This is a genomic window from Marinagarivorans cellulosilyticus, assembly GCF_021655555.1.
In the GTDB taxonomy this organism is placed as follows: domain Bacteria; phylum Pseudomonadota; class Gammaproteobacteria; order Pseudomonadales; family Cellvibrionaceae; genus Marinagarivorans; species Marinagarivorans cellulosilyticus.
Genome location: NZ_AP023086.1, coordinates 5,185,121 through 5,211,650 on the forward strand (window position 1 = coordinate 5,185,121; position 26,530 = coordinate 5,211,650).

General features: G+C 45.0%; 22 protein-coding genes. 9 read left to right on the plus strand and 13 right to left on the minus strand.

Going from position 1 to position 26,530, the window contains the following annotated elements:
• Positions 1-1,422: 1,422 nt before the first annotated feature.
• On the plus strand, positions 1,423-1,800 hold the full coding sequence (locus tag MARGE09_RS21040) for a hypothetical protein (protein WP_236985141.1): 378 nt from the start codon (positions 1,423-1,425) through the stop codon (positions 1,798-1,800).
• A 5-nt stretch (positions 1,801-1,805) separates the two neighbouring features.
• A complete protein-coding gene (locus MARGE09_RS21045) occupies positions 1,806-2,744 on the plus strand; it encodes a hypothetical protein (protein ID WP_236985142.1) in 939 nt (312 codons plus the stop codon).
• Between the two features lie 1,455 nt (positions 2,745-4,199).
• Here the strand turns inward: MARGE09_RS21045 and MARGE09_RS21050 are convergent.
• The 8 genes from MARGE09_RS21050 to MARGE09_RS21085 all read right to left on the minus strand — a co-directional run bounded on the left by MARGE09_RS21050 (position 4,200) and on the right by MARGE09_RS21085 (position 11,005).
• Positions 4,200-4,697: a hypothetical protein gene (locus tag MARGE09_RS21050; RefSeq protein ID WP_236985143.1), complete on the minus strand. Its 498-nt coding sequence runs from the start codon at positions 4,695-4,697 to the stop codon at positions 4,200-4,202.
• Positions 4,698-5,107: 410 nt separating this feature from the next.
• Positions 5,108-6,634, minus strand: a complete 1,527-nt coding sequence (locus MARGE09_RS21055; protein ID WP_236985144.1) for a hypothetical protein — start codon at positions 6,632-6,634, stop codon at positions 5,108-5,110.
• Between the two features lie 99 nt (positions 6,635-6,733).
• Positions 6,734-7,174 (minus strand): hypothetical protein, encoded by a 441-nt coding sequence (locus MARGE09_RS21060; RefSeq protein WP_236985145.1) that lies wholly within the window; start codon positions 7,172-7,174, stop codon positions 6,734-6,736.
• A 148-nt stretch (positions 7,175-7,322) separates the two neighbouring features.
• A complete protein-coding gene (locus MARGE09_RS21065; RefSeq protein ID WP_236985146.1) occupies positions 7,323-8,045 on the minus strand; it encodes a hypothetical protein in 723 nt (240 codons plus the stop codon).
• On the minus strand, positions 8,035-8,520 hold the full coding sequence (locus MARGE09_RS21070; protein WP_236985147.1) for a hypothetical protein: 486 nt from the start codon (positions 8,518-8,520) through the stop codon (positions 8,035-8,037). Before MARGE09_RS21070 ends, MARGE09_RS21065 begins: the two co-directional genes overlap by 11 nt.
• A 929-nt stretch (positions 8,521-9,449) precedes the next feature.
• Positions 9,450-9,896, minus strand: coding sequence for an AAA-type ATPase lid domain-containing protein (locus MARGE09_RS21075; RefSeq protein ID WP_476703467.1), 447 nt, complete (start codon positions 9,894-9,896; stop codon positions 9,450-9,452).
• A gap of 282 nt (positions 9,897-10,178) precedes the next feature.
• The gene (locus MARGE09_RS21080) at positions 10,179-10,775 is read right to left on the minus strand and encodes a hypothetical protein (RefSeq protein ID WP_236985149.1); all 597 of its coding nucleotides are present in this window, start codon (positions 10,773-10,775) and stop codon (positions 10,179-10,181) included.
• Entirely contained in the window at positions 10,772-11,005 is a 234-nt protein-coding gene (locus tag MARGE09_RS21085; RefSeq protein ID WP_236985150.1) for a hypothetical protein, read from the minus strand. Before MARGE09_RS21085 ends, MARGE09_RS21080 begins: the two co-directional genes overlap by 4 nt.
• Positions 11,006-11,240: 235 nt before the next feature.
• Here MARGE09_RS21085 and MARGE09_RS21090 point away from each other — a divergent pair, with 235 nt between their 5' ends.
• The 4 genes from MARGE09_RS21090 to MARGE09_RS21105 all read left to right on the plus strand — a co-directional run bounded on the left by MARGE09_RS21090 (position 11,241) and on the right by MARGE09_RS21105 (position 16,593).
• Entirely contained in the window at positions 11,241-12,407 is a 1,167-nt protein-coding gene (locus MARGE09_RS21090; protein ID WP_236985151.1) for an efflux RND transporter periplasmic adaptor subunit, read from the plus strand.
• Entirely contained in the window at positions 12,400-15,519 is a 3,120-nt protein-coding gene (locus tag MARGE09_RS21095; RefSeq protein WP_236985152.1) for an efflux RND transporter permease subunit, read from the plus strand. Before MARGE09_RS21090 ends, MARGE09_RS21095 begins: the two co-directional genes overlap by 8 nt.
• A gap of 94 nt (positions 15,520-15,613) precedes the next feature.
• Positions 15,614-16,297, plus strand: coding sequence for a lytic transglycosylase domain-containing protein (locus MARGE09_RS21100; RefSeq protein ID WP_236985153.1), 684 nt, complete (start codon positions 15,614-15,616; stop codon positions 16,295-16,297).
• 92 nt (positions 16,298-16,389) lie between these two features.
• Complete coding sequence (locus MARGE09_RS21105; RefSeq protein ID WP_236985154.1) at positions 16,390-16,593, plus strand: hypothetical protein; 204 nt, start codon at positions 16,390-16,392, stop codon at positions 16,591-16,593.
• A 198-nt stretch (positions 16,594-16,791) separates the two neighbouring features.
• On the opposite strand, the gene MARGE09_RS21110 is transcribed toward MARGE09_RS21105, so the two are convergent.
• Positions 16,792-17,073 (minus strand): hypothetical protein, encoded by a 282-nt coding sequence (locus MARGE09_RS21110; RefSeq protein WP_236985155.1) that lies wholly within the window; start codon positions 17,071-17,073, stop codon positions 16,792-16,794.
• Positions 17,074-17,603: 530 nt separating this feature from the next.
• On the opposite strand from MARGE09_RS21110, the gene fusA reads away from it, so the two are divergent.
• Both fusA and MARGE09_RS21120 read left to right on the plus strand, forming a co-directional pair.
• The gene (gene fusA, locus MARGE09_RS21115) at positions 17,604-19,691 is read left to right on the plus strand and encodes an elongation factor G (protein ID WP_236985156.1); all 2,088 of its coding nucleotides are present in this window, start codon (positions 17,604-17,606) and stop codon (positions 19,689-19,691) included.
• Positions 19,692-20,037: 346 nt separating this feature from the next.
• Positions 20,038-21,105 carry a sulfite exporter TauE/SafE family protein gene (locus MARGE09_RS21120; RefSeq protein WP_236985157.1) on the plus strand — a complete coding sequence of 356 codons (1,068 nt, stop codon included), beginning with the start codon at positions 20,038-20,040 and terminating at the stop codon, positions 21,103-21,105.
• A gap of 274 nt (positions 21,106-21,379) precedes the next feature.
• On the opposite strand, the gene MARGE09_RS21125 is transcribed toward MARGE09_RS21120, so the two are convergent.
• Positions 21,380-21,949, minus strand: coding sequence for a DUF4956 domain-containing protein (locus MARGE09_RS21125; protein WP_236985158.1), 570 nt, complete (start codon positions 21,947-21,949; stop codon positions 21,380-21,382).
• Positions 21,937-22,761, minus strand: coding sequence for a polyphosphate polymerase domain-containing protein (locus MARGE09_RS21130; protein WP_236985159.1), 825 nt, complete (start codon positions 22,759-22,761; stop codon positions 21,937-21,939). The genes MARGE09_RS21125 and MARGE09_RS21130 overlap by 13 nt, the downstream gene beginning before the upstream one ends.
• Positions 22,762-23,133: 372 nt before the next feature.
• Here MARGE09_RS21130 and MARGE09_RS21135 point away from each other — a divergent pair, with 372 nt between their 5' ends.
• Positions 23,134-25,527: a CotH kinase family protein gene (locus tag MARGE09_RS21135; protein ID WP_236985160.1), complete on the plus strand. Its 2,394-nt coding sequence runs from the start codon at positions 23,134-23,136 to the stop codon at positions 25,525-25,527.
• A gap of 405 nt (positions 25,528-25,932) precedes the next feature.
• Here MARGE09_RS21135 and MARGE09_RS21140 read toward each other — a convergent pair whose 3' ends face one another.
• The gene (locus tag MARGE09_RS21140; protein ID WP_236985161.1) at positions 25,933-26,121 is read right to left on the minus strand and encodes a hypothetical protein; all 189 of its coding nucleotides are present in this window, start codon (positions 26,119-26,121) and stop codon (positions 25,933-25,935) included.
• 148 nt (positions 26,122-26,269) lie between these two features.
• Complete coding sequence (locus MARGE09_RS21145; protein WP_236985162.1) at positions 26,270-26,467, minus strand: hypothetical protein; 198 nt, start codon at positions 26,465-26,467, stop codon at positions 26,270-26,272.
• Between the last annotated feature and the right edge of the window lie 63 nt (positions 26,468-26,530).

Sequence of the window (26,530 nt, forward strand, 5' to 3'; positions counted from 1 at the left end):
CTACTGCGCTTATTATTGTTGCTTAGTTGTGTAATGCTAGTTAGTGGAGCTGGTTTGCACTTACTCATATTCCAAACTCGTTGCTTATACTTCGTTTTGTGCAAGCGAAAGGTACAATGGTTTGAGGTGTTCGGGCATCTACTCGGATTCGTAACAAGGTGTTAATCTTAATCCCTGATAATATCCGCTAATCCAGCGCTAATCATTTGGGCCTATTTAAAGCTACGATGCTCGGACAGACTTTTCTGAACTACGGATCTGCTTGTTTGTCTTCAAAATGATCTGACCTACGCAGACTACAGAATATACTTATTTAGTTTTGGTGATATCTAAATCACCACTTCAGCATAATCAGTATCTGTAACTAGTAGTAATGCTTAGGCTATCCCAGCCAAATTGTTCATACCGTACCGGTATCGCAGTGCGTGGGGTATCCTGATTCGCTCTCGGAGTATCCTTGGTTATTTCGCTCGGAAGGTTGCAAGTAAATTGACAGCGAGCTACTGCGTAATTTGGGAGATCTTATTTCGGTTTAGCATTTAAAATAACTGTAACATTTCTTCAGGTTATTAAAAGTTAGGTTCGATTAAAAATCGTTTTTTGAACAGCAAGAAATATTCCATTCTTAGTTAGCTTTTTTGATCTATTCAGTAAAATGACGTGGATAGGGTAGGGTTAGTAACTCTGTGCATTACGATTAGGAATATTTCCCATAATTAGTGAAAAATAAATCGACCAAGCTGTTAATGCATGCGTTAATGTTGTGTTTCGCTCGGTGGGAAAACCATAAAACATGTTATATGGTGGTGCATGTAAACCAGATTGGCACTAGAGTCGTGCAGTCAGGTTTTGGGGTATAGGTTGGGCTTGAATTGCAGGTGTAGGTATCAGTAGGGCATGGAGGTTATGCTGCCTTATTGTTATAACACTGCCAAATTCCAGAAAATACGCCGACCCCTAGCCATGGTCTGCATATATGAGTGGCAAAATCTTTTGAGGGGTACCTGTCCTCGTTTTTCGCCTGTCTTTTTTATAACTCTGTGTGTTTTAATGGCTAGGTGCGGATTCCATTAGGGCACGGCGGAGGGAAAACCTTCGCCCCGCAGATGCCGGCTATATGTCAGTACTACCACTACTTTACAAACATCAACATAAAACACGTTGATCAGGGCTGGAATTAGACAAGACAAAACTAATTACCCTCACCGAGGCTGAGGGCAGCACGATTTTGTTGACACAATTAGGTGTCTATATGTGTCCCTCTAGGTGTTGTTATTGCATAGTAAAGGTTATTTCACATATAGATAATAAGTGGTCTAAATCTATCGCTTAAACTATGGTTTGCCATTCAAAAAAAACTGACCTACAATTCTCGCCATCCTAAGCATAAAATTTCATAATGCACACTTCAGGAGAGTACGTATGCCATATACATGGAAAAACAATATTGCTTGTACAGCAGTTTACAAAATAATGGAACGTGACGATCGTATGAATCAATTTGAGGCGATTGTTATTCCATTTGACGATGCTAAATCACTTAAAATTAGCGACCTTCCATTCTTTCCAAGTGCCTCGAGCGCAGACGTAGCAGAACGTGCTGCCAAGCAATTCGGCGCAACCTTTTTTAAGTTTGTAGCTCAAGATTATGTGGTTTATGCGGAAACTTCCACAGAGAGGGTTAGAGATATGTTCAACGCTATAGTCAATGTACTCATGAACCCAAACAAGACACTGCTCGATTTAGCGGAGATAGTTGATAGCAAACTTATATTTTCTGACGAGCGAGATGAGGGATAATCATTATGATTGTTAAAAGCCTCATAGGACTCTCCCTGACCTCAGGTCTATTCTGTTTGCCGGCCGTAGCAGATGATGTCCCATCTAATGCAGATAGCGATGCCCTCACGACTGACGAAGCTGCACCTGATAATCCAAATGGTGTCGATAGCAGAACTCACTCCGAAAAATGGAAAGAAGGGTATACGATCAGCCCAGTAATGCTAGACAGTGAAAACAGCAGCGGCTCTTCGCTCGGCCTTAAATATGACTTTTCTCGGACTTACAAGTTTGATGGCTCAGATGCCACTGTGGGCGACGACCAAATTACGCCACGGCAAATTGATGAAGCTATATATGGCCCCTATTGGTTTACCAAGTATAGGGTTAATGGAGTTTGGACTCCAGATGAGATCGAGAATCCGCTCGCAACATCCAACGCAAAATTAAAAGTCGGTTGGGGTAGATTTCAGAAGGGATATGAATTTGGCGCCAGTGGCATTGGTGGCTTCGAAGGAGATCAAGATTTTAGTAATCGCCAAAACCTATACGGGTTGGAGCTTTACTTATTTTCGAGCTTTTCCGAAAACGACAACGGGACATTCGCAGATATAAGCGTTAACTTCGAACAGATTGATGCGAGCGATGACAAGAATCGCGCAGTACTAACAGATGTAAGTGAATTTGACCGTCTTTCTGGGGAGTTTACATTTTCTTATAAGCTGGAGGGTAATTTCGCCTCTAAAACATCTATCACCTCAATGCAGTTTAATTATCGATATTTTGCCGAGCAAGACGCCCCTGATGCAATTGAGGCCACAGGGCTAGATACTTACAAACTTGCAACATATTTGATCAAGTTCGAGAAAGGACTTTATGTCGCCTATAGCACTGGAGCCCTACCATTCGATAAGATTGACGATAGAGTTTTTGAAGTAGGGTTTAGTCAAACTCTATTCAAGTAACCATGACACAAAGGGTTCCATTTCTGTTAAAGTGCCGTTCGAACGGTGGTGGCCTGCACTATTATGAATAGAGGTGAAAACTATATTCGTGGTGCCGATCTATCGACTAGTGCGTTGGCGGCGGCATTCATCACCTACCGTTTCACGCGGATGTGCCTAGTTGTTGATACGGCCGTGCGCCCTCCACTTCTAGCTTTTACCTTTCGAGCCTCAGATGTTTATTTTTATTCTTACCATCGAATTATTTCGAGTTAAACCAACTGGCACTTCCTCTCCATAGCTTACGACCTCAATGCTAGAAGAGGTGTATTTACTTCGATGAGAAGTCGGTCGCGGATTGCACTTGATCTTCGTTGTCCCATTGATGAATATTCAATCGCTGATAACCCTCTGTTACCGAAGCCCTCTAGACTGATTACGGGATAGTCATTATTTTTTAAAAAATTGCATAACCTCTTTATATTCACCGTACTAAATCGGGAGATGTCTGTTCCTCTTTCTTCGAACAATATTCCTATATCCCCATGCATCGAGATATCATCAATTGGCAAGGGAGAAGGTACGCGTGATTTCACTGATAAATAAGATTTTCTGTTGATAGTCACCAGTATTGAGATTACGCCTAGAGTAGCTAAGACTAATCCTAGAGATGCAGTTTGCATGGATATCTTAGACTCGTGTCCAGAAAGCTCTAGAGCGTATGACACCTGATTCAATTTCAGAAGGAATAGGGCTCCAACAAAAACTAGTAGAAATCCGAAGCAAAGGGTTGCCATTTTAATAACGGCAAAATCCATGGATCTAGCGTAGCTTAAAATCGAGGCATTCGTAGGGCCAGTATCGATCAAAACCTGAATAACTGAATTGTAGTTTGCCTATTGTATATATGTGTTAAATGCCAAGACGCTTATAGTTGAGAAAATAATGAAAACTATAATTAAAATAATAATTCCATCAACAAAGCTTATATTGTGAGGTGTGGTTTCCGGTCTGTTCATGGTTTTTCTTCAACTTAATGTGTGTGATAAGATGGGCACATCTATATTCTTAGCGATGCCTGTTCTAGGTTCTTTTGAAGCCCCCGGAGCCGTCCCACTATCAAAGGCCATTTCTCCCCTACCATAAAAAATATCCCCTGAGTATTAGCTTGTGGTTGCCCTGCCTTTTCTCCATGTCAGTGCCAAATTCTTGAAAAGAAGGCGAAGCCGAACCATGGTCTGCATATTTGAGTAAGTTTAGGGTGAGTGTCCCTTAATTTTTACTACTTTCAAAAACTAAGAGTATCAGCTATCAGTTTCAATAAATATACGCTTCGCCTAGGCCGCTCTCGTCACTCTCAATTATGCGTTAACGGAAAATAGCTCCTTCCATCAAATATAGCCTCTGCATATTCGAGTGGCAAAATCTTTTGAGGGGTGCTTATCCTCGCCTCCTCAATTACCAGAATTAACTAGCTTACAGCTTCACCTTTTTGGTGACTATTTCTCTTTCCGTGTCAAAGACGCACATTCGCTCTGCAAAATCTTTAAAAAGACTCCAATATTTATCTTCTCTGCTAACATCACGCCAGAATAGGTCTGACCTCCAGCAGGATATTGCGCAGTACCCAAACATATAGTATGCAGTTTGGGTATTGATTAATTTTGAGTTTTCTAGAACTGCAATTTCTTCAATAAAACCAAGATAGGTCTCTTTCTGATCTAGGGTAAGCGTATCAATACTGTTCCCTCCTTCGTCGGAAAGGGACGCATACACGGCATTAAAATCCGGATCAGAAAATATCCGATCTCTCATATGTAAAAAATAATCAGCTCTCTTTAGTTTACCTTGAATAATATACTCTCTAATTGCGAAAAATAGTGCGACCATACTTATTAATACTGCTGCTATTGTGGCTAGATCTGCACCATTTGACAATAATATTGATATTAGCTCACGCGATTCATTGCTCATGTATCTAGTTTCCTGTCTAACACAGTCATGAAGAAGTTTTTATTGAATATCTGCCAAAATGCGTTGGTATGAGTGCCAGTAAGGAGCTTGTTCACCGTGATTACGTTTTTTGGTTTTCGATATCAATGAGTCCATTAAGGTCCACCGCTCCTGCCATCGCGGTATTAGTGAGTCACTTCGCGTCAAATCTCTTTAGTAAGCAGGTAATTAACAAAGCAGTAAAATCTAAAAATCTTCAAGCAAAGCCACTCCTGCTGGGATAAAACATAACTTCAGGGCATCAGCTAGAGGTTATGTCGCCTTATTGTTATAACACAGCCAAATTCCAGAAAATACGCCGAACCCTAACCATGGTCTGGATACCTGAGTGGCAAAATCGTTTGAGGGGTGCCTGTCGCGCATAATGCCGGTCATACATTTGCATCGTCAACTTCTCCTAGTATGTCTTCAATAGTCGCAACTGGCGTTATATTACGAATTCTGTTTTGTGCCATTTCTAGATCATAGATTGGTGCCTCTCGAACACCAATTCGCCGACCCTCATTATCGGTTTTCCAAAACTCTACATGTACGACATTCCTCAATCTTGGTTCCATAAATAGAGAAAAATCGAGTGTGTAAGCTTCAAACCGTCCTTTTCTTCCTGAAGCAGCTGAAGTATCTGGCTCTATAATGTGGATTAACTTAAAATCCATTAACTGCTGTATTAGCTCATGGACAGCCGTGTATAACTGTGTTTGATCTCGGGAAAGAAGAAACGCGGTTTTTCGTTTTTCCTTTAGACAAAACGAAACAATATCCCTATATAACCTTTCTAAGGGAGAGGAATCGCTAACACCTTCTTCTTTAAGGTTGTTTAATTTTGTTCGATAAGAAAGTCTGCTAGCGCCTTTCCATATATATGTTGGAGTTAACCACTTTTCTTTTCCATCTGATAATGAAGAAGAAACTGCCTCTACAAAGATATTCAAAAAGTCTCTCGGTACACCTCCAGAAGCTAGAGATAGTGCATGGAATGCTCCAGGATTAAAAAGGGTTTCCTTCGGGTGATCTAGCCCCGCCTTATGCGCAACCGATTCAAGCATCCGGGATAAATACTCACTTGTTGAGTCGATATCTTCGAGAGTCCTATCTAGACTTATCTCTTCAATGTCTTGATGAAGCTCAACACCTATTGTATTCTCTTCGTTCCGTAAAATTGTAGTTCTATGGCGAACCGTACCAATCTTTATATAAAAATCTGTACCTCTTACAAGGCGATGCAAATAGTCAATTACATCTGGCTGACGGCCTCTGGGGATAAGGTAAAAATCATCGAGTAAAATATAAGCAGAGTCATATTTAGAATTGGCAAGTGAACTTATGAGAGCACCTTTGTAATCACTTAAATACCGTTCTAGGTGATCTAGCTTTTGCTCTTTGAATTCTCTTTGTTTTTCTTTTTTTTTCGTTTTTTTTCCGCCTAGTTTTACAGGTCCCTTCGAAAGTCCCACATTTCCTTCGGAGCTTGAACCATCAGTTTGCTTTATGCTGGATTCCTCAGCTTTAGATAATATTTCTCTTAAGTCGTCAATATTTTTTTGGATTTTATTCGGGCGCCTTATCAAGCGTCTCCACTTTATACCTGCATCAGGCATTTTCTCGAAAATACTGAGAAGTAAACGAACAAGGAGATCTGGGTAAGTAAGGCGTTTGAACTCATCGCCTTCAATATAAATGGGCAAAATTCCATTGCTGGCATCAGAGTTATTAAGAAAATGAACAAACAGACAAGATTTTCCTGAGCCGCGTCGCCCAAATACAATTTGATGTTGTTTAGAGCTGAATCTAGTTAAATGGCCTGAAATATCCACATAGTCGGGGTTATGGTTCGGCCTAATACGAAATGAATCTCTAATAAGATTTGTTAACTGTATTACTTCTGTATCAGATAGCACCAAACTCTCCTATTGTATAACGTCTAAGTCAGGTGCGCCCTAGGCGTAACCTGAATTTACTTGTTACACGCCTTTCTATGCTTGGTCCGAGGACCACTTTTAAGTTATTTTTCCCGATGCAATTTCTTCCAGTCTCTTCACTCGGTCGCCAAGAACTTGTCGTGGGTCCTTCTCGAAATTTTCTTTTTCTAAGATAACCTTCAAGTTCCGCGAATAAAATGAGCACTGAGAAGCATATATTTCATCCGACTTCATTATGAGGTCTTTGGTCCTTTCCACAGCGTCTTTGAGTGTGCCAAAAACTTCTTCTTTAGTTCCCTCAATGCGCCCCGTTGAAATCAAATTTCCGAGATAGTATGAGTCACTTTCTTTATTGTCTCTTTCTTGACTCAGATCGAAAAAACTATCGATAACAATAATAATTGAATTCTTGCTTACAGCTAGATTTTTATGGCTCTCTTTTCTGTAAGACTCTTCGATCTTTTTGCCAATGTCAGATAGCCGCGAGTCCGCTTTAAAAAGTTTTCTAAAAATTCCCAAAATTGACACCCTTTGAACTATTGATTTTCAACCGTCGATGTAATCGAAAAAATTTTCGGTTACATAACGGTATTCGCCTTGGTTAGAACCCCCTGTCATGTAACACCGCCAACACGCGGCGCGTCAGCGCTCGCCGTGTTTGGCATTGTTAGATGCTGTACTTGCTATAAACATTGAGTATTAGTATCTCGATATGAGAAGCCACTTTATGCTCACCAATCTTTAATGAGTTGGGGTGGCCGCAAGAGTTCCTGAGCTTTAAGCATTGCTCTAATTCGTCTTTGACATTTTTGCCAATAATGGAAAGCGAAGCCAAGACTTGTAGAAAATCATACTCTTTCATCTTGGTTAAACCATCTGAATTGGTAGCATTTTTCCATTTTGGGAGCCTATGGAGAGCCTCCGCATTAAATGAAACTATGTGATTATTCAATACCTCTGCATATAGCATTGATACTGCTCCCACCCATGACAAAACAACAGCTGAGCGCAGTAGGCCTGCTTCGAGCGCCGATATGGCTTCTTCAGCGAACTGCTTTACATGGTCATCATTTATCTGGCTAGCGTACTTGCGGAGAATCGGTTTAATATTCTGGGTTGGCGCAGAATCAATTGCGCCTAGCTCACCCAAATATTTTTTCCCTTTCTCTGTAATTGACCAACCGCCTGGAAGCTTCACGGCCAAACCGCTCAATGAAGAAAGAGTTTGAGAGACATTCCATTTCTTGGCCTCACGAAGGCCTCTCTTAACCGCAGCTTCTGTAATATCTTTAACTCTCATCTCACCCTCAGAACAGAATAGAACCAGTAAAACCTTATCTTTTCTACTTAATTCGGGGTTTGAAAGAAGGTTAGTTAAATCAATTTGCATTGAGAGTGCTTTCTATTTTTTTTTGTGTATTTGCATCTAAAGCATAAGTATCGGTTGCTGTTTCTAGTAGCTCATTTTGCTTTACTAGCGTTTTCAGTGAACCTGACAGATTCTTATTCATTGTAGCTTTGTAATAGTTGGTAGCCAATTTCATTTCGGCGAGTATGTTACTTCTAGAGTAGGTGGTAGCGCCTTTGACTAAAGCCAAATGGCCGCATGCGGCTAGAATCAAATCTCCGGCTTTTTTAGCGTTCAATTTTGCCGCGATCGTATTTGTTGTCATTTGCAGCTTTTGTTTTGATGTGTCAGCTGTAGCTTGAAGCTCTACAGATTCCTCTTCTTCATCGGAATCATCCGCTGGAGATAGTGAATATAAGAGCTCAACCAGCGCTGGTAGCTCATCCTTCATGTATTCTTCAGACCCTTCAAACTCAACCTCTACTGACCCTGCTTTTATTCTTACTTTACTCGTCATAATTTATTCCCTTGATTAGGTGAATTTGATGAATCAGGGCATCTAACATTTGATCCACGCTCACGGTCACATATAGGAATATGCCTACATATGGACCATTGTGCCTATAAATATACTTAAATGACTAAATGCAGCGATCTCCCAACATCAAGCTGTTGTCTACATTTAGGCATTTATCGGCGCAGCCTTCAACAACCCGATTTTTCAGTCCAATGCCAGTAATTGCCGCGTATAAATTAAAAATCTGGCTGCTTGTCTCTATCAAGAATCGTTTTTACACGCGATTGAAAGAGAGCGGGTGATGGCCAATTTCAAACTCATGCATACGTTAATCATGGTTTAGGTGTGACTAACTAACTTTTATTATTCTACCGCTCCATATCCAATAATTAAACCTTACCCCAACCATCCCCCCAGTCTACGCCCACAAGCTAACAGACGCCAAAAACTGGCAGCAAATAAACCCTATTGGCGTAAATTATCCTCTCAACTTAAGCAAGGAAAGAGTGGTTAACTGTCAAGCGCAGAGCAAGGCCTAGTGTGATCGCTCAATAAAGCATCGGGAGATGATAGTAAGGATATTGAGCATTGCATTCGCACCGGCTACATCAAGTAGCACACGTTCATTTTGTTTGCGGGTATTTGCAGAAATGTGAACTTACAGAACCCTTTGATCCGCCGAGCGTAATGTAGATTTGGGTGGTTGATTGGACATGGATGAGCAATCAAGGGATGAGGGCGCTGGACACGCCCCCAACCCGACGATCGAAATCTATGTGGAGTGAGGGTAGCCGAAGGCCGGTGATTGGGGCGCCCTTTACAGGCAAGTGCTCCTGCTTTACCTGTATAACCACCATCCGTGGAGGCCTCTTTTGGTTGCGTTTTCTTTTGGCGTAAAAGAAAATGAACTCGCCATCAGGCGAAACTTATTACTCCCCAGCCTTCAACCCCATCCGCTTAATCCTAGAAGCCAAGGTCGTAGGCTTCATTCCCAACAACGCCGCTGCCCCATCATCCCCAAACAACTTCCAATCCGTACTATTCAGCGCATTGAGCATATTGCTCCTCACCATCGCCTGCATCTCATCATCACTTAAAATATTCTGCGGCTCCGCTTTTTTATGGGCATCGTGAGTTTGCGCGGCGGTGAGGGGGAGGTCAAAAATCATGGGGCCTTTATTCGACGTAATGGCAGCGCGCTCGATCACGTTTTGAAGCTCGCGAATATTACCGGGCCAATCGTAAGCCTCCATTACATCGATATCCCCTTGGCGTAGGCGAAAATTATCGCCCTGTTTAATATTAATCTGCTTAACAAAATGCATGGCCAGCAAGCCAATATCGCCTTCGCGCTCGCGCAGGGCGGGGGAGAGGATGGGGACCTTTTTAGAGTGGCTGTCCCACTAATTCTTTTATGAGTGAACAATAACTTACAAGCTTTGTGTAAGTTATTGTCCGTATTTAGACTAAAGGGCATTTCTAAAAATGCACTTTTTCCGCGATAGCGGCTTACAGGTTCTCGCTCCTGCAAAACCTGTATTCAGTCCATCCATGGACATTAGCTCCGTCCTCGAGTCCTCATTTACACCACGTAAACTGCGGCTCTCCGGGCGGTGCTTCCTTGCTCTCACACAAAAATTACTATTTTTAGAGGTGCCCTAAAGGTTAACTTGTAATTCGAAGTCCAAATAGCTTTCTTTTTCACCTGTACGCGAACGGTAATCTCCATTGGCATAACGCGCGGTAAGACCAATACGATTCATGAAAAAGTGCTGGTAGCCAATACCTAGCTCATCACTATTAGCATCAAAGTCGTCATCTGATATAGCGTCTCGAGTAAAGCTAGCAAACAACTTACTGCTTGGGGTGAAGAAAACTGCGCCCTCTAATGTAGCGTGGGTATAGTCATCGATGGCAAAAAAATCAGCATCAAGCATGTATGAGGTATCACCTTTAGCATTAAATACATGACGGTAGTTAATGCCGAGGCCAGCGTCATCATTGCGGCTGTTAGTAAGTTTAATGATTCGACCGGTAAGCGCAGAGCTATCTGTAAGGTAAGCGCCGCCACCAATACTTATCATTCTCACACCAGAGTCACCGTTTGAATAGCTCTGCACGAGATCGACGTTGAAAATTCCTTTACCAAATACGCCCCTATAGCCAATGCCTGTTTGGCGGTAATGATCTCGGTATTCGTGACTGTAATTAAAGCTGCTAGAGGTTCCTTGTTGCTTCTCAGTCTCTAGTATCATCTATTATAAACAGAGACACTTGAGCTTTTGCTCAGGAAGCTGGCTTCATCTACTGGCACAGAGTCGGTGCTAACCGAATCAAAAAAGAATGCCCCAGCAAACTGGTAAGCTGTTTCGTCATTGATGTAACGCGAGTAAGTGTTCTCTACGGTTGACTCTATGCTGCGATAATCTGCAGTAAGTTCTGCGCGGTAGTCCGCTACCGCAGCTGTTGATAAGCCGCCGATCACAGCAGCTAAAAGTTAACTTCTTCATTTGTTTTTCCTTATATATCCATTTTTAAAGCGCCGGTATTCTATAGGGTTAGCTCTCGCAGAGCATGATGTATTATATGGATTCACCTCTTCGGTGCGCCGCCTATGCAACTTGCCGGACATACTCGGGTCGGTTAACTCCCGAGGTAAGGCGTCTTAGGCCTAGCTAGATACTCCTTTCTTTTTAAATTTAACCGATAAAGGTTTACTGATGAAAACATCGTCTAAGTTTGCCCTAGCTGGGGGTGCGCTGATTTTGGGCATTGCTTTAATTGTTGCGGTCTTTGCCTTTGCACCAAAAGCTAAACCTAGGCCCCAGTTAGAAGCCGAACCGCTGTTGGCTTACACCACGCAGGCAAGCCCGCAAACCCATACCATTGACGTTCACACTCAGGGCACTTTAGAACCTAAAGCGCGGGTGAAGATTGCCGCTATGGTATCTGGCGAGATAGCAAGTGTTCACTCTGACTTTGATGTAGGCCAGCAAGTTACGAAAGGGCAAGTACTGCTGGCGCTTGATAGCAGGGAATACCGCTACAAGTTATCGCGCGCACAAGCGCAATTGGCAACAGCCGAAGAAGCCTTAGCGCAGGAGCTTGGGCGGGCCTTTCAGGCGAAAAAAGAATGGCGCGATTTGGGTAATGCGGCGGCGAACGATTTATTTTTACGCAAGCCCCAGCTTGCCTCAGCCAAGGCGGCCTTGGCGGCGGCTAAAGCCGATGTCGCGCAAGCGGAATTAAACATAGAACGCACTCGCATTAAGGCGCCTTTTAGTGGGGTGATTAGCCAGCGCATGGCCGATGTGGGCCAATGGGTTTCTGTATCGACGCCAGTAGCCGAGCTTATTGACCATACCCGTGCCGTAGTGCCTTTACGCCTTACCCATAAAGAACGCGCTTTGATTTCGCTCGGCCCTACGCAGCAACCGCGCGCAAGTTTTACCAGCGCGTTAATGGGGGTTAGCCAAACTTGGCAAGGGGCAATTACACGCATAGCACCTGATGTTGGCAGCCTTAACCGCCTGTATACCGTTTATGCGGATTTATCTGCTGAAGGTAATCCGGCCTTTAGGTTTGGCACGTTTGTTAATGCAACAATAGCCGGCAGCCCAATAAAAAATGTGGTGAAGCTGCCGCACACGGCGTTGTATAACGGTGCTTGGGTGTATGTGGTCGAACCGAATAACACCATTGGCATTTACCCTGCGAATGTACTGCAAAGTAGCCGGGATTTTGTTTGGTTGCTAGCGCCCGTAGATAAGCCTGCGCGCTATGCTATTCGGGACCAAGCGTTAATGCATGCCGGCATGGCGGTAACATTGGCACCGCAAGAAGCTAATGCTGCCAGTGGCGCTAAGGGTAAAGCCAGCCATGAATAGGCTAATTCAATGGTTTGTGGAAAACCCCATTGCCGCCAATTTGTGCATGGTAATGATTTTATTGGGCGGCTTTTCTAGCCTGTTTAAACTGAACAAAGAAGTCTTCCCCGATATAGCGCTCGATATTATTCAAGTGGGCGTGGTGTACCCCGGCGCTGGCCCAAAAGAAGTAGAAACCCAAATTGTGGTGCGCATAGAAGAGGCCATCGCCAACCTCGATGGCATAGACCGCATTACCAGTGAAGCCCGCGAAGGTTACGCCAACGTAAGCGTCGAGGCCGTCAAAGGTCAGGATATTCAAGCGCTACTAAACGATGTAAAAACGCGGGTGGATGCCATTACCACCTTCCCCACAGATGTAGAGCGGCCACAAGTTCAGCAATTAATTGCCAACAAAGAGGTAATGAGCCTTGCGTTGTATGGCGATGCTGGCGAAATTGAATTAAAGCGGGTAGCCACGCAGCTGCGCGATGAATTAGGGCTATTGAATGCGGTGTCTTTGGTTTCGTTGCGCGCTTCACGCGACGACGAGATAAGCATTGAAGTCTCAGAGCACACTCTAAGGCAATATCAGCTTACGTTTGACGACGTTAGCCGCGCAATCGCAGCACAATCGCTAGATGTACCTGCGGGCATCGTCAAAAGCCAAACCGGTAATATCCAAGTGCAAACCCGCGGCCAAAACTACACGGCCAACGATTTTTCCTCTGTCGTGGTGCGGGCGGCAGCCGATGGTAGCCAGCTGTACCTAGGCGACATCGCCACCATTCGCGATGACCTGGCCGAGAAGGATTTAATTGCCCACTTTAATGGCAAGCGCGCGGTATTTTTGGACATTTTTGTCAGCGATAACCCCGACATTCTAGCAGCCACCAGCGCCGTCAAAGATTACATGCACACCCACGCCAATCAAATTCCAGCGACTATGCAAATGGCCGTAGCACGGGATTGGTCGCTGTTATTTAAGGGCCGCATGAACCTGCTAATTACCAATGCCATTAGCGGTTTGCTGCTGGTGTTTTTAGTCTTGATGCTGTTTTTGCGTACTAGCCTTGCACTGTGGGTGTCCGCTGGCATTGGTGTGGCTTTTATGGGCGCTATTTGGTTGCTACCTTTTGCCGGTATTAGCATCAATATGGTGAGCATGTTTGCCATGATACTGGTGCTGGGCATTCTCGTGGACGATGCCATTATTGTCGGCGAAAGCGTTTACTCATCGCATCAGCGTGGTTTACAGGGGAATGCTTGCGCTGCCGGTGGCGCCAAAGCTGTGAGCAAGCCGGTGCTATTTGCCGTGGGCAGTACCATTATCTTTTTTGCGCCCATGCTGACCTTGCCCGGCATGATGGGGGATATGTCTAAGCCGATTCCGGTGGTGGTGATTCTGTGTTTGATTTTTTCGCTGTTTGAATCGCTACTGATTTTACCAGCGCACTTGGCGCACTTACGCGATAAACCACCCAGCCGTTACAAGCTGGTGCGAACACTGTCTGCAGGCAAACAATTCTTTGCCGATAAACTCGAACACTTCGCGCATCACCGGTTTGGCCGTTGGGTAAAGGCGGCAGTTAATAACAGCCCAATTACCTTGGCATTGTTTTTAAGTGCTTTCTTTTTAAGTGTTGCGGTTGTTACCAGTGGCTGGGTGCGCGGTAGTTTTATGCCGGTTGTGCCGAGTGAATTTATTGGCCTAACGATAGAGCTGCCCGAAGGCAGTGCGTTCGCGCGTACAGAAGCACTGCTCAAGCGGGTAGAAAATGCCGCCGAGGCATTAAAGCAGGACACCGCGCTATTAACGGACAATCAAAACAAGCCTTTTGTGGAAAGCTTACAAACCTGGGCAACCGATAACAGCCTAAGGGCCACCCTCGCGTTAAAACCCGCTGAAGAACGCGATATTAGTACCGAAATGGTTACCCAGCGCTGGCGAGAATTAATTGGCGATGTGCCAGAAGCCGAGAAATTCAACTTAGCGTTTACCATTAACCAAGTCGGCGAAGCGATTGCTTTGCGTTTAAGTGTTGCCAGCGATAACCCCGTCGTAGTCGAGCGTGCACTGGCCGATGTAAGACACGAGCTGGCACGTTACCCGGGGGTGTACGATGTAAAAGACACTTACCAAAGCGCGCGTACTGAACTAGAGCTAGATCTAAAAGCTGGCGCCGCTACGCAGGGGTTTTCGCTACAAACAATTGCCCAGCAAGTGCGCCAAGCTTTTTATGGTGATGAGGTGCAGCGGGTGCCACGCAACGGCGAAGATGTACGCGTGATGGTGCGCTACCCACGTACAGAGCGCGAAACGATGGACACCCTAGAAGATATGTATATTCGCCAGGCCTCGCCCGATGGCTTAATCGAAGCGCCCATTACCGAAGTGGCCACCTTAAAGTATGTACCCGGTTACACCACCATTATGCGTGAGGACCGCAAGCGCACATTTACCATTACGGCCGAGGTACGCAAAGATTACAACGTGAGTGCAACAAAAATCGTCAGTGACTTAATGGCCTTTAGCAAGCCCAAATGGCAAGCGCAATACCCAGGCTTTAGCTTATCGGTAGGTGGCAGCATGGAAAGCGAAAATGAGTTTGTGCACGACATTATCGTAAACTTTATACTCGCTTTAGTACTAATTTACGGCCTGTTTTGTGTGGCCTTTAAGTCTTATACCGTGCCGGCGTTGGTGCTTACAGCGGTGCCTTTTGGTTTTATGGGAGCGGTGATTGGCCATGTGATCATGGGGTTCGAAATCAGCATGATGAGCATCTTGGGCTTTTTGGCCTGTGCAGGTGTTGTCGTGAACGATAATTTAGTATTGCTCGATCGCATTCAGCAGTTACGCCACGAGGGCAAAACAGCTTGGCAAGCGGCGGTGCAGGGGGCACAAGACCGTTTTAGGCCAATTGTGCTTACCTCTATTACAACCTTTGCAGGTTTAACACCGATGTTACTGGAAGAAAGCACGCAAGCGCGCTTTTTAGTACCAATGGCGGTATCACTGGCGTTTGGTGTGTTATTTGCCACGGCCGTGACGCTATTACTGGTACCAAGCCTATATTATGGCGGCTCGCGCTTTAAGCACTACTGCAAGAATGCGTGGCAAACGCTATAAATTAACGCAAAACAGCAAAAACTGAGACAGTTTAGCGCAAACACAGCACTGCTTGCGCTAAACTCATCGCAAATAATATTAAGAATATAGGCCCATGCGTAACACTTTATTCATCGCCACTATTGTTGCTGTACTCAGTACCTCGCTGGCATGGGCTGACGACATACCCACCAATACCATAGTGGGTTCCAGCGGCAAAAAAATGAAGGTGTCTAACCAACGCTCGCCTAGCGCCCACAAGAAAAAAATCAAGGTATACAAATATTCCGACGAGGGTACCGCCTCGTTTTCCGATCGCCCACCCAAAGGCCAGGAATACGAAGTACTCAGTTATAAATGCTTTGCCTGCGATGTTAACTCAAAAATCGACTGGTACAGTATTCGCCTTTACCCCGAAAAATTTGCCAGCACTATAGAGCAAGCGGCCCAGCAGTACGGTGTAGACCCCGCGCTAGTAAGGGCTGTAATCCATGCCGAATCCGCTTTTCGCCCCGGTGTTAAAAGCCATGTGGGTGCAGTGGGCTTAATGCAGCTAATGCCAGGCACAGCTGCCGATTTAGGCGTGGAGGATAGGTACGACCCTTACCAGAATATCGACGGCGGTGTGCGGTACTTGTCGCAAATGTTGCTACAATTTGACGGTGATACTCGTTTAGCAACAGCCGCTTACAATGCTGGCCCCGGGGCAGTACGACGCCACGGCGGCATCCCTCCTTATGCTGAAACACAAGCTTATGTAGAACGCGTCGCCATATTGGCAGAGCGTTATAAAGGATAAGTTAGGATCATTACCCAATACAACCACAGGAAATAGGAGTTTTTTATGTCAGAGTCACGGGATTACTTGGAGATGTCTTTTCGCTCTATTGAGTGTTTACCAACGACGGCAAACTAGATGCAAGCGAGTTGGCTAAAATTTTGGCTATTGCAGAGCGCGACGGTGAGTTAGATCAAAACGAAATTCGGGTTTTAACTTCAATTATCAAGCGCATTAAACCGCACGAAGTCGATGGCGCCATGCAAAAACAGCTGGCAGAGATAACACAGAAAATAGAATCAGTAGAAGCGCCTTAAGAAAAAAGCCCCTGTACCAAAACACGAGGGAAAGATTGGCTGGTACAGGGTGCGATACATCGCATAAAAATAACAATACATTGAAGGGAGAGCCGTATTGTTAGGTCGGTAGTGCCTCGTCCAAACAGCGTCACCACCACTCGCCAAAGGCGAGCCAGCATCCATACTTACCTGAGCATGCTCAGAGTTCAAAGAAGCCTAGAGTTCTTTTTCTAGGCTTCGGTAAAGCTCAACGTACAGCTTATTGATGACTTGTGAGTTCATCGCATCGGTAACGTTGGTAATTTTTTCGTGCTGCGCAGCGGTAACAGGCAGGTTAACAGGGCCAAGAGCCCATTCAGAATTGTCGATGCCTGTTTCCGCAGTTGCGTATGCCAGGGTTGCTGGCTCAGCGACTTGTGGATTCGTGGCATCAACCTCACCAGCTACAACGCCTTTAGACGCTAGTAGAGCTAGTAGTACAACAGCAAGCTTGTTCATAGTGTTTCTCTCGCATATTTGGTTGATACCTCCATGCAGGTAATTCTGCATGACGGTGCGAAGTGTTACTTCACGTTACATAAGGTAACACAAAATGACGCATACGCAAGAAAATAGTTGTGATCTTTTTGTTACAGTGACAATAAGTTCCAATATTAGGCCGTTCAGGCCCTGCAGTAGGTTTTCAGCTAGACCATTAGGGTAAATTTTGCCAATAAATCCAGCACTTAGGGTAAATTTTGCCAATAAATCCAGCACTAAAGTCACACTTTTGTCATTAAGTGTTACCTAATGGCAGTGTGTTACTTTAATGGCGGCTTGCAATTTTAGGTGCCAAAGTAGCTTAGGCTGTTGCCCGTTTTAACGGAGTTGCGATGTTTAATGCGCACTAAAAAATGAATAAAACGGCAACATATCGAGAAAATTTGTCCATTCTGGTGCGACTTAATGCCGGTTGGTTGAGATTTCCACAAAATTACGCTGTATACTTACGCGCGATTTTTTGACAACTCCAATCCGAGTAAAAAGTAATGGCTGACTTATCCCTTTACCGTAACATCGGTATTTTTGCCCACGTTGACGCAGGTAAAACTACCACTACAGAACGTATTTTGAAGCTAACTGGTAAAATCCATAAATTGGGTGAGGTTCACGAAGGTGAATCAACAACCGACTTCATGGAGCAGGAAGCAGAGCGCGGAATTACCATCCAATCGGCAGCGGTAAGCTGTTTTTGGGACAATCACCGCTTTAACGTTATCGATACCCCTGGGCACGTTGACTTCACCGTAGAAGTTTACCGTTCGCTTAAAGTACTTGATGGCGGTATCGGTGTATTTTGTGGTTCTGGTGGTGTTGAGCCACAATCAGAAACTAACTGGCGCTATGCGAACGAATCTGAAGTTTCACGTATCATCTTCGTGAACAAGCTTGACCGTATCGGCGCAGACTTTTTGCGTGTTACCGAGCAGGTTAAGAAAGTATTGGGTGCTAACCCACTGATCATGGTTTTGCCTATTGGCCGTGAAGACGAGTTCGTAGGTGTTGTTGACCTGCTTACCCGCAAAGCTCACGTGTGGGACTCTACTGGTCAGCCCGAAAACTTCGAAATCACCGATATCCCTGCGGATATGGTTGACGACGTAGAAGCATACCGCGAGCAGCTGATTGAAATGGCTGTTGAAATGGATGACGACTTGATGATGGCTTACATGGATGGTGAAGAGCCTTCTATCGAAGACATTAACCGTTGTATCCGTAAAGGTACCCGCGAACTAGCCTTCTTCCCAACTTACTGTGGTTCTGCCTTTAAAAACAAAGGTATGCAGTTGTTGTTAGATGCTGTTGTTTCTTACTTACCTAGCCCTACCGAAGTTGATCCACAGGATTTAACTGACGAAGAAGGTAACCCAACAGGCGAAAAAGCGATTGTTTCTGCTGATGAGCCATTGCGCGCACTGGCGTTCAAAATTATGGACGACCGCTTTGGCGCCCTAACGTTTGTACGTATTTACTCGGGTGTATTGAACAAGGGTGACACCATCCTTAACTCTTTCACCGGTAAAACCGAACGCGTTGGCCGCATGGTTGAAATGCAAGCGGACGACCGCAACGAAATTGATACCGCACAAGCTGGCGACATTATCGCAATCGTGGGCATGAAGAACGTACAAACCGGTCACACGCTTTGTGATCCTAAGCACCCTTGTACGCTTGAAGCGATGGTATTCCCTGAGCCTGTAATTTCTATTGCCGTTGCACCTAAAGATAAAGGCGGCTCAGAGAAAATGGGCGTTGCTATCGGTAAAATGGTGGCAGAAGATCCTTCGTTCCGCGTTGAAACTGACGAAGATTCAGGCGAAACCATTCTTAAAGGCATGGGTGAGCTTCACCTAGACATTAAAGTCGACATCCTTAAGCGTACTTACGGCGTTGAGTTGGTTGTTGGTGAGCCGCAAGTTGCTTACCGCGAAACTATTACGCAAGAAATTGAAGATAGCTACACGCACAAGAAGCAATCTGGTGGTTCCGGTCAGTTCGGTAAAATTGATTACCGCATCAAGCCCGGCGAGCAAAACACTGGCTTCACTTTCACCTCCACAGTTGTGGGCGGTAACGTGCCTAAAGAATTCTTCCCAGCGATTGAGAAGGGCTTCAAAGGCATGATGAACGAAGGTCCATTAGCGCACTTCCCCGTATTGGATGTAGAAGTTGAATTGTATGACGGTGGCTTCCACGCCGTTGACTCCTCGGCTGTTGCGTTTGAGATCGCTGCTAAAGGCGCTTTCCGTCAATCTATGCCTAAAGCGGGCCCTCAATTACTTGAGCCTGTGATGAAAGTTGACGTGTTCACACCAGAAGATCACGTAGGTGATGTGATTGGTGACTTAAACCGTCGTCGCGGTATGATTGCTGGCCAAGAAGCAGGCTTAACTGGCGTTCGTATTAAAGCGGATGTACCGCTTTCTGAGATGTTTGGTTACATCGGTAGCTTGCGTACCATGACTTCTGGCCGCGGTCAGTTCTCTATGGAATTCTCGCACTACGCACCTTGCCCACAGCAAGTTGCCGAGAAAGTTATGGCCGCAGCTAAAGCACGTCGCGAAGAGAAAAAGTAAAACGCTTCACGCTTCGCACAAAAGCCCTAGCTGCGAAAGCAGCTGGGGTTTTTTTATGCCAGTGCTTTTTGAGTAATCGCTATGCTAGAAACCGCAGTGAGAGTCAAAAAGATGCTTACTCCCATGGTGTATATGGTGTGTAGTAAACACGTGCAGTCGCTTTATTGCTGATGAACCATGTTTACCGCGCGAGGTGCGCCAAAGGGAGCGTAGACTTTGATGGTTCAACTGCGGTTTTTAGGTTCAACTGCGGCTTTTAGGGTTATCGCTGCATAAGCCTACGCTAAATTGCAGCGCAGAATTTTCAATCACAATAGCTAGCTTGCCACAAACCTTGAGTATCACTATGTCACTTATTCCACCTGCAAAAACCTACGTTTGGGTATGGGCTTTATGGCTGCTGGCGTTTTATATCGGGTGGTTATGGCTGGTTGTTGGCCTAGACTATTGGGCTACGGCGCAAGAGCATTGGCCCATGGCCTTAGCCATGGCGCTGGGTAGCTACGCAGCCGGCTCTACCCCGATGGGCGGTGGCACCGTTGGTTTCCCCGTATTGGTTTTGCTGTTTGATATGCCGGCAAGCTTGGGGCGTGACTTTAGCTTCGCCGTTCAGTCTATTGGCATGACCAGCGCCGCAATTTTTATTTGGGCACGCCGGCAACCATTAGCCCAAGCAATGCTAAAAGGCGCCATGCTGGGTACTTTGGTGGGGTCTCCTATCGGCATATTCTTCTTTGCCCCTTTTGTGCCAGAGCTGTGGATTAAAGTCGTATTTGCTGTGGTTTGGGCGAGCTTTGGTTTATTGCATTTATACCGGCTTAATGAAATTGCAGGCCACAGCGGCATGATCGACTTTAACGAAGGTTGGGATTTTCGCTTAGGTATTTTGCTGGGCGCGGTTTCTAGTGCAGCGATTGTTTCGGTAACGGGGGTAGGGATTGATATGGTCGTGTATGCGGCCTTGGTATTGCTTTGCCGTGCAGACCTTAAAATAGCCATTCCAACTTCTGTGGTTATTATGGCATTTGCCTCGGTATATGGCTTATTGATCAAACTGCTCGCTGGCGATATTCAACCCGGGGTATTTGAAAATTGGCTAGCAGCGGCTCCAGTCGTTGCTTTAGGCGCGCCGCTGGGGGTATTTATTGTGGGTTTAATTGGCCGTAAACCTACACTGCTTTTTGTCGCGACACTTTGTGTAGGGCAATTTATTTGGACCTGCTTTAACGAATACCATCGGCTGCAAGAGCTGGGCTTGTTTGTCGCGCTGGCAGCGGTGGGCGTTATGCTATTGTTCTTCGAGAAGCTTCGCGCTTGGGGTGCTATCTTGGCTGGCGATACTAAAGATGGCCAACACCACACCAGCTTGGGTTACAAAAAAGTCGAGCCACATGTGCATTCTGAGCAGGATTAAAAAAATACCCTTTAGTAGTAGGCATAAAAAAACGGCGTGTAAAAAACACGCCGTTTTTTTATGCCTAACAGTAGCCCCTAACGTTGCATTAACTTTTGGCCCAGGATCGCTTCGCTGCTTCTATAGCAGCATTTCTAGCGTCGTACTCAATTTTTCTGGATCTCACCTAGAGTGACTAGTATCAACCCAAAAAAATCTCCGTTCAAAGCTATAAATACCACTCTAAAAGCTCCTGGACAGAAAACCTAATGCAACGTTAGGGTAGAGCAATAAGTTAAGCTTTACTGTCTTCACAAAATACGATCAGCTGGGCGCTGTCGCTTAAGTAATCAATACGGCCCACGCTTACATTTTTGACTTTAACGCCTAAGCGCGATTCTAAATCCTGTATAAGCTCTGCCCGATGCTGTGGTGCAATAAGTTGCACTTTGTCGTATGTCATGCGGTATTCGGTGACCGGCGGCGATATAAAACGCGATTCACCAACCCCTGCCAAGACGTTAACCAACGCGACTAATAGGCCTAATTCCCAGTGCAGTAATTCGGCAACCGAGCACATTAGCGCCATGCCAATAACAATAAACAGGTAAGTCATATCGCGGATGCTAATGGCTTCTGTTCGGTAACGCAGCATGGCGAATACGGCAAACAAACCAAAGGCAAAGCCCATAGAAAGTTCAATGCCGTGTAGCAAGTAAGTTACAATAAATACGCCATTAGCAAAAAGGAAAAAGCTAAAAACCGATTCGCGATTAGGCGAAATACGGAAATAAATAACGCGTAATAAAAAAATACAACCGACCAACAATAGGCCGTAACGGAATAGGAAATCTAAGCTAAGCATGTCTGTACATCTATCTCTTTAGTGGGAAGTTGAATATGGCGCGCGTTCTTTTTAAAACGATTAGTTTTGATTTCGTTAGAATCTAACGTCATCACCAAGCCCATACAATATTTACTAAAACCCCGCGGTCTTAAGTTTAACTTGCGAATAACATCAAAGGCCACTGAGTTGCGTGTTAACTTTTCTTGTTTGAGCTCGAGTATGGCAAAATCACCTAGTGCTACCTGGCCGTATTCCGAACCTACCGTGTTCTCTAGGTTAATATCAATCGTAAGCCTTTCTGCGCGAGCCTCACTGGCTAAGGCTATGCGCTGATAGCGATTGACCAGCTTAGGTTCTAAGCGATGGCATTGTGGAACATTCAGCTCACGTAAAAAGTCTTCGTGATTTCTAATATCGAATAAACCGTCTTCTTTTATGGCTACTCGATTTTTAGCGGTTCTTTTTTTGTTGTTTTTGAATTTAACTTCAAGAAAGCGTGTTTGGGTATCCACATACTCCCTAAAGCGCACCTTAAAGCGATTCAGCCTCCCCCGATGATGTTGATGATAAAAGTAATATTCAGACGTATCAAAATAAGTGCTTTCGTATTGCGATAGTCGTTTATTGCCTATTTCCAGTACAGAAAAATGGGGTCTCAATTGTTCTAATAGCGCGGGTAAGACAGCTGTTGGTACAACAAACTTAGTATCTATGCGATTCATCAATTGCGCGCGTTTTAAATCATCCAGGCCGTGGGCACTGTATTTTTGGATTTCAGCTTCAAAGAGCGTCGGCTCACGAATAAATGAGTCAAATGCTAAGGCGGTCATAAGCGGTCCACTTTAAGTCTGTTTGCTAATGCAGTATTCAATGCTTCTTTGTTATGTAATACAAATGAAACACTCAGCGAATATATTATGAGTAGCTTTGCCGGAAAAAATATTAGACCCAGAGATGTACTTATTTAACCTCATTGCCCGCTATTTTTGACCGATTAGGTTAATCGATTGGCGCTGCACTCGTAATGTCGGTCGAGTATAGATTTTTCACAGAATAAATAATGTATAACGGTGCTAATTTTTTGAGATAGACCTAACATTATTTGCAAATAATGCCAATTATGTACCAAATAATGCCAAATATGGCTAATTATGAGTTTTTAAAGTGGTTACAATTTTGTCCAGATTCACGAGGACTTAATCATGACCACCCCAAAACACACCGTATTATTGTTATCCAGCATTATAGGTTTAAGCGCCTGCACTGGTGGTACAACCAGTAGTAGCACTACATCTTCCACTCAAAACACTACTTCAAGTATAGCCACAATATCCAGCTCTTCACTCGCACAATCCTCTTCTAGTTCAGCAACCGCCAGCAGCGTAGATCAAACCCCGGGTAATTCAGCACTGATAATCAGTGAAATTGTGGCCAAATCTGGCGACGATGCATTTCTGGAGGGTAACGACTGGATCGAGCTATATAACAATGGCAATAGCACCATTAACCTAAGCAACTTTGCCTTAGCCGATAGCGGCAGTGACATTTTGCCACTCACAAACCTCACTTTGGCCCCCGGGCAGTATGCTGTTGTGGCTGCAATGGATGCCGACGAAATCGACCCTCCTGCGCTGTCTGTTCCTTTTAAATTAGGCAAAAGCGATAGCGTAACGCTGTATTACCAAGGCGGTGTTGTCGATGCCCTTAGCTGGGAAGAAGGCCAAGCCGACGAAGGCTTTAGCTTTGGCTGGTTGAATAATGCATTACATATTTTGCAGCCCACACCCAATGCGGCCAACCAGCTTGCCCAAGTGCCGGACATGATTCCACGTGGAAACCCAACCGGCGGGTCGGCATTGCGTATTAGTGAAGTAGTACCACAATCAGACCGCCCGACCTTTTTTGAAGGCAGCGACTGGGTAGAACTGCACAATACTGGCACTAGCGCCATTAACCTTGGCGACTACTCTTTAGCCGATGACGCCAGCGACTTAGAAGCTTTACCCAATATTTCACTGGCAGCGAACGAACGGATCGTAATCACCGCCGGCAACGATGCAGCCTTTAACGGCACCGCTAATGTTACCTTTGGCCTAGGCCGCGAGGATTCACTATCGTTATTCAAACAAAATGAAGAAGTAGATTACTTAGCTTGGAGTAACGATAACAGCAAAAATGGCCGCAGTTACGGCTATTTAAATAATCAGCTGCAAACTCTTTACCCTACGCCCAACGAAGCTAACGTGGCTTATGTTTTATTCAGTAAAAACGAAGTTTTTGAAGTGCGCATCGATATTGCCGAGCAAGATTGGCAAGCCATGCTGGCGGCTCCATCTGATGAAGAATATTACTCGGCCAATTTTTCCATGAATGGCGCAAAAATTAATGACGTGGGCTTCCGCATTAAAGGCCAAGGTTCCTTAATGTCTATTCGCAATTCTATTCGCTATGGCTTTAAAGTGGATATGAACCGCTATGTCGATCAGAAGTTTATGGGCATGAAGAAAATTGTCTTCAACCAAAGTTTTGCCGACCCGACATTTATGCGCGATACCATCGCCTACCGCTTAATGGCAGAAGCCGGCGTGCCTGCGCCACAAATTACCTATGTTGATTTGTATGTGGGTGCCGAGCATATGGGGCTTTACCAAATGATCGAAATGATCGACGGGGAATTCCTAGAAAAACATTTCCCTGAAGATGAAGACGATCAAGGTGATTTGTATAAAGGTGAAATTGGCCAGCGCTTAACTTGGACCGATAACAACTACGCTACCTATAGCAGCGGCCTGCGTTTAAAATCTAACGATGAAACAATAGGCACGCCAGAAGAGGGGGCCGCTATTGTTAATTTCTTAAACGGTATTAATAACAGCGGCACGCCACTGGATTATGTGGACGCAGACTTGACCGTGAAATATTTAGCCGCCTCGGTATTGCTAGGCAATATGGATAGCCCTATTGGTGCAACGGCAAATAACTTTTACCTTTACGAACAGCGCAGCAAAGGCACGTTTACTTTACTCCCTTGGGATTACAACTTATCAATGGGCCTTTGGGGGAACGGTGTTGCAACTACAATCAACCCGATTGGAAGTGGTTTTGGTGGCGGTTTTGGAGGAGGCTTCGGCGGTGGTTTTGGTGGCGAAACACCCGTTCGCATAGATTGCGATATCGTGGATCACGTTTTAGATAATCCCATTCACGACACCAACTCGCAACGCCCAATGCTGGATGCCGTATTGCAAGACCCTGCATTACGTCAGCAATACCATGCCGAAGTACAGCGCTTGATCGATACAGTATTTAACGAAGACGCTTTGCGTGCGCAGATGAACGAGATAGCAGACCTTATCGACCCCTATGTGCAAGCCGACCCGACTAAGTTTTATACTTACCAAGAATGGCGAACGGCATTAGAGCAGGGTTTGCCCGATGGCACCGATGTAAGCGATGGCCGCGGCGCAGGCTTTTACGGCCCCGATAAAGGTATTCTTAACTTTACCCGCGAACGTGTAAATAACATTCGCCAACAGCTAAATGGTCAACTACCTATCGGTAACAACGGCGGTACGGCTTGCCCACCGGTTCAATAAGCGGGCATTAACGTAAAAAGGGGCACTAGCAATAGCGCCCCTTTTTTTGTGGCTAGTTGAAAGGTTTATTAGTGCGCTTTATATTACGGCGTCAAATATAGAAGTATTATTGCTCTCACCTAGTCACCGAAGTTATAGCAACCTTCATTGTGGAACACAGATCATGAATCTACCCCCTAGAAATAGGCACTGGCTTAAAGAATCGCTAAAGCATTAGCAAAAACCAGTATGTCGAAGATAAATGTTCTGGCCGTTTCTAGGAAGGGTGAGAGAATCAACGCCGAATTGTATCATGCAAACAAATAACGTGAGCACTTTGTATGGCTGTTGCGCCTGTAATGGCAGGCTAAAACCTATCAGAGCAAACGCTGAGCGCCTAAATTTCCTAGAATTTATATTAGCGAGCTACTTCTCGACAGGAATGGCTTTGAGTAGCGCTATAATATCCGCGTTGCCGTTTAGTTCGGCTAGGTCAACAAGGTAAGACTTTTCGAGCTCTACAATAGATTCGTTGAGTAATAAATCTTTCACTGACTGCACATCACCAATGGCTATAGCTGTTTTTAATGCTGCAAATGTGTTGATATTTCTCATCTTTTATTCCTCACCTGTGTTTGCTACATAGCTTTAGTATCGAGAGTAAATTAGTACAAGAGTTCCCTATTATTCCCGGCGATATGGCTGCTGTTAGTGTGCGCCAAATACTTTAGTTTTAAGAATATTCGCATATTCTTAAAACGCCTCAGGGGGACGATATATTGGTATAACTCATCAACAGCCCTTGCAGTGGTTGTGCCGTATACCAAGTAGACAGCGCATTCGCATAAAGACCATTTTTAATACATCGCTGGGCTAACTTGCAATCATCAATACTTGCTTGGCCAATAAATCTTGGGCGCGCGATAATATGCATACCGCCGGGCTGGGGGTCGATGGTCAAATAATCTCCCAATACAGCCAGCAAGCCACTAACGGTTTGTTCGTAAGCGTCTCGCCAACCACA

Excerpts from the sequence above, each read along its gene's own strand:
- MARGE09_RS21040 (WP_236985141.1), top strand. The coding sequence starts at position 1,423 with ATGCCATATACATGGAAAAACAATATTGCTTGTACAGCAGTTTACAAA.
- MARGE09_RS21045 (WP_236985142.1), top strand. The coding sequence starts at position 1,806 with ATGATTGTTAAAAGCCTCATAGGACTCTCCCTGACCTCAGGTCTATTC.
- MARGE09_RS21050 (WP_236985143.1), bottom strand. The coding sequence starts at position 4,697 with ATGAGCAATGAATCGCGTGAGCTAATATCAATATTATTGTCAAATGGT.
- MARGE09_RS21065 (WP_236985146.1), bottom strand. The coding sequence starts at position 8,045 with ATGCAAATTGATTTAACTAACCTTCTTTCAAACCCCGAATTAAGTAGA.
- MARGE09_RS21070 (WP_236985147.1), bottom strand. The coding sequence starts at position 8,520 with ATGACGAGTAAAGTAAGAATAAAAGCAGGGTCAGTAGAGGTTGAGTTT.
- MARGE09_RS21080 (WP_236985149.1), bottom strand. The coding sequence starts at position 10,775 with ATGATACTAGAGACTGAGAAGCAACAAGGAACCTCTAGCAGCTTTAAT.
- MARGE09_RS21090 (WP_236985151.1), top strand. The coding sequence starts at position 11,241 with ATGAAAACATCGTCTAAGTTTGCCCTAGCTGGGGGTGCGCTGATTTTG.
- MARGE09_RS21095 (WP_236985152.1), top strand. The coding sequence starts at position 12,400 with ATGAATAGGCTAATTCAATGGTTTGTGGAAAACCCCATTGCCGCCAAT.
- MARGE09_RS21100 (WP_236985153.1), top strand. The coding sequence starts at position 15,614 with ATGCGTAACACTTTATTCATCGCCACTATTGTTGCTGTACTCAGTACC.
- MARGE09_RS21110 (WP_236985155.1), bottom strand. The coding sequence starts at position 17,073 with ATGAACAAGCTTGCTGTTGTACTACTAGCTCTACTAGCGTCTAAAGGC.
- fusA (WP_236985156.1), top strand. The coding sequence starts at position 17,604 with ATGGCTGACTTATCCCTTTACCGTAACATCGGTATTTTTGCCCACGTT.
- MARGE09_RS21120 (WP_236985157.1), top strand. The coding sequence starts at position 20,038 with ATGTCACTTATTCCACCTGCAAAAACCTACGTTTGGGTATGGGCTTTA.
- MARGE09_RS21125 (WP_236985158.1), bottom strand. The coding sequence starts at position 21,949 with ATGCTTAGCTTAGATTTCCTATTCCGTTACGGCCTATTGTTGGTCGGT.
- MARGE09_RS21130 (WP_236985159.1), bottom strand. The coding sequence starts at position 22,761 with ATGACCGCCTTAGCATTTGACTCATTTATTCGTGAGCCGACGCTCTTT.
- MARGE09_RS21135 (WP_236985160.1), top strand. The coding sequence starts at position 23,134 with ATGACCACCCCAAAACACACCGTATTATTGTTATCCAGCATTATAGGT.
- MARGE09_RS21140 (WP_236985161.1), bottom strand. The coding sequence starts at position 26,121 with ATGAGAAATATCAACACATTTGCAGCATTAAAAACAGCTATAGCCATT.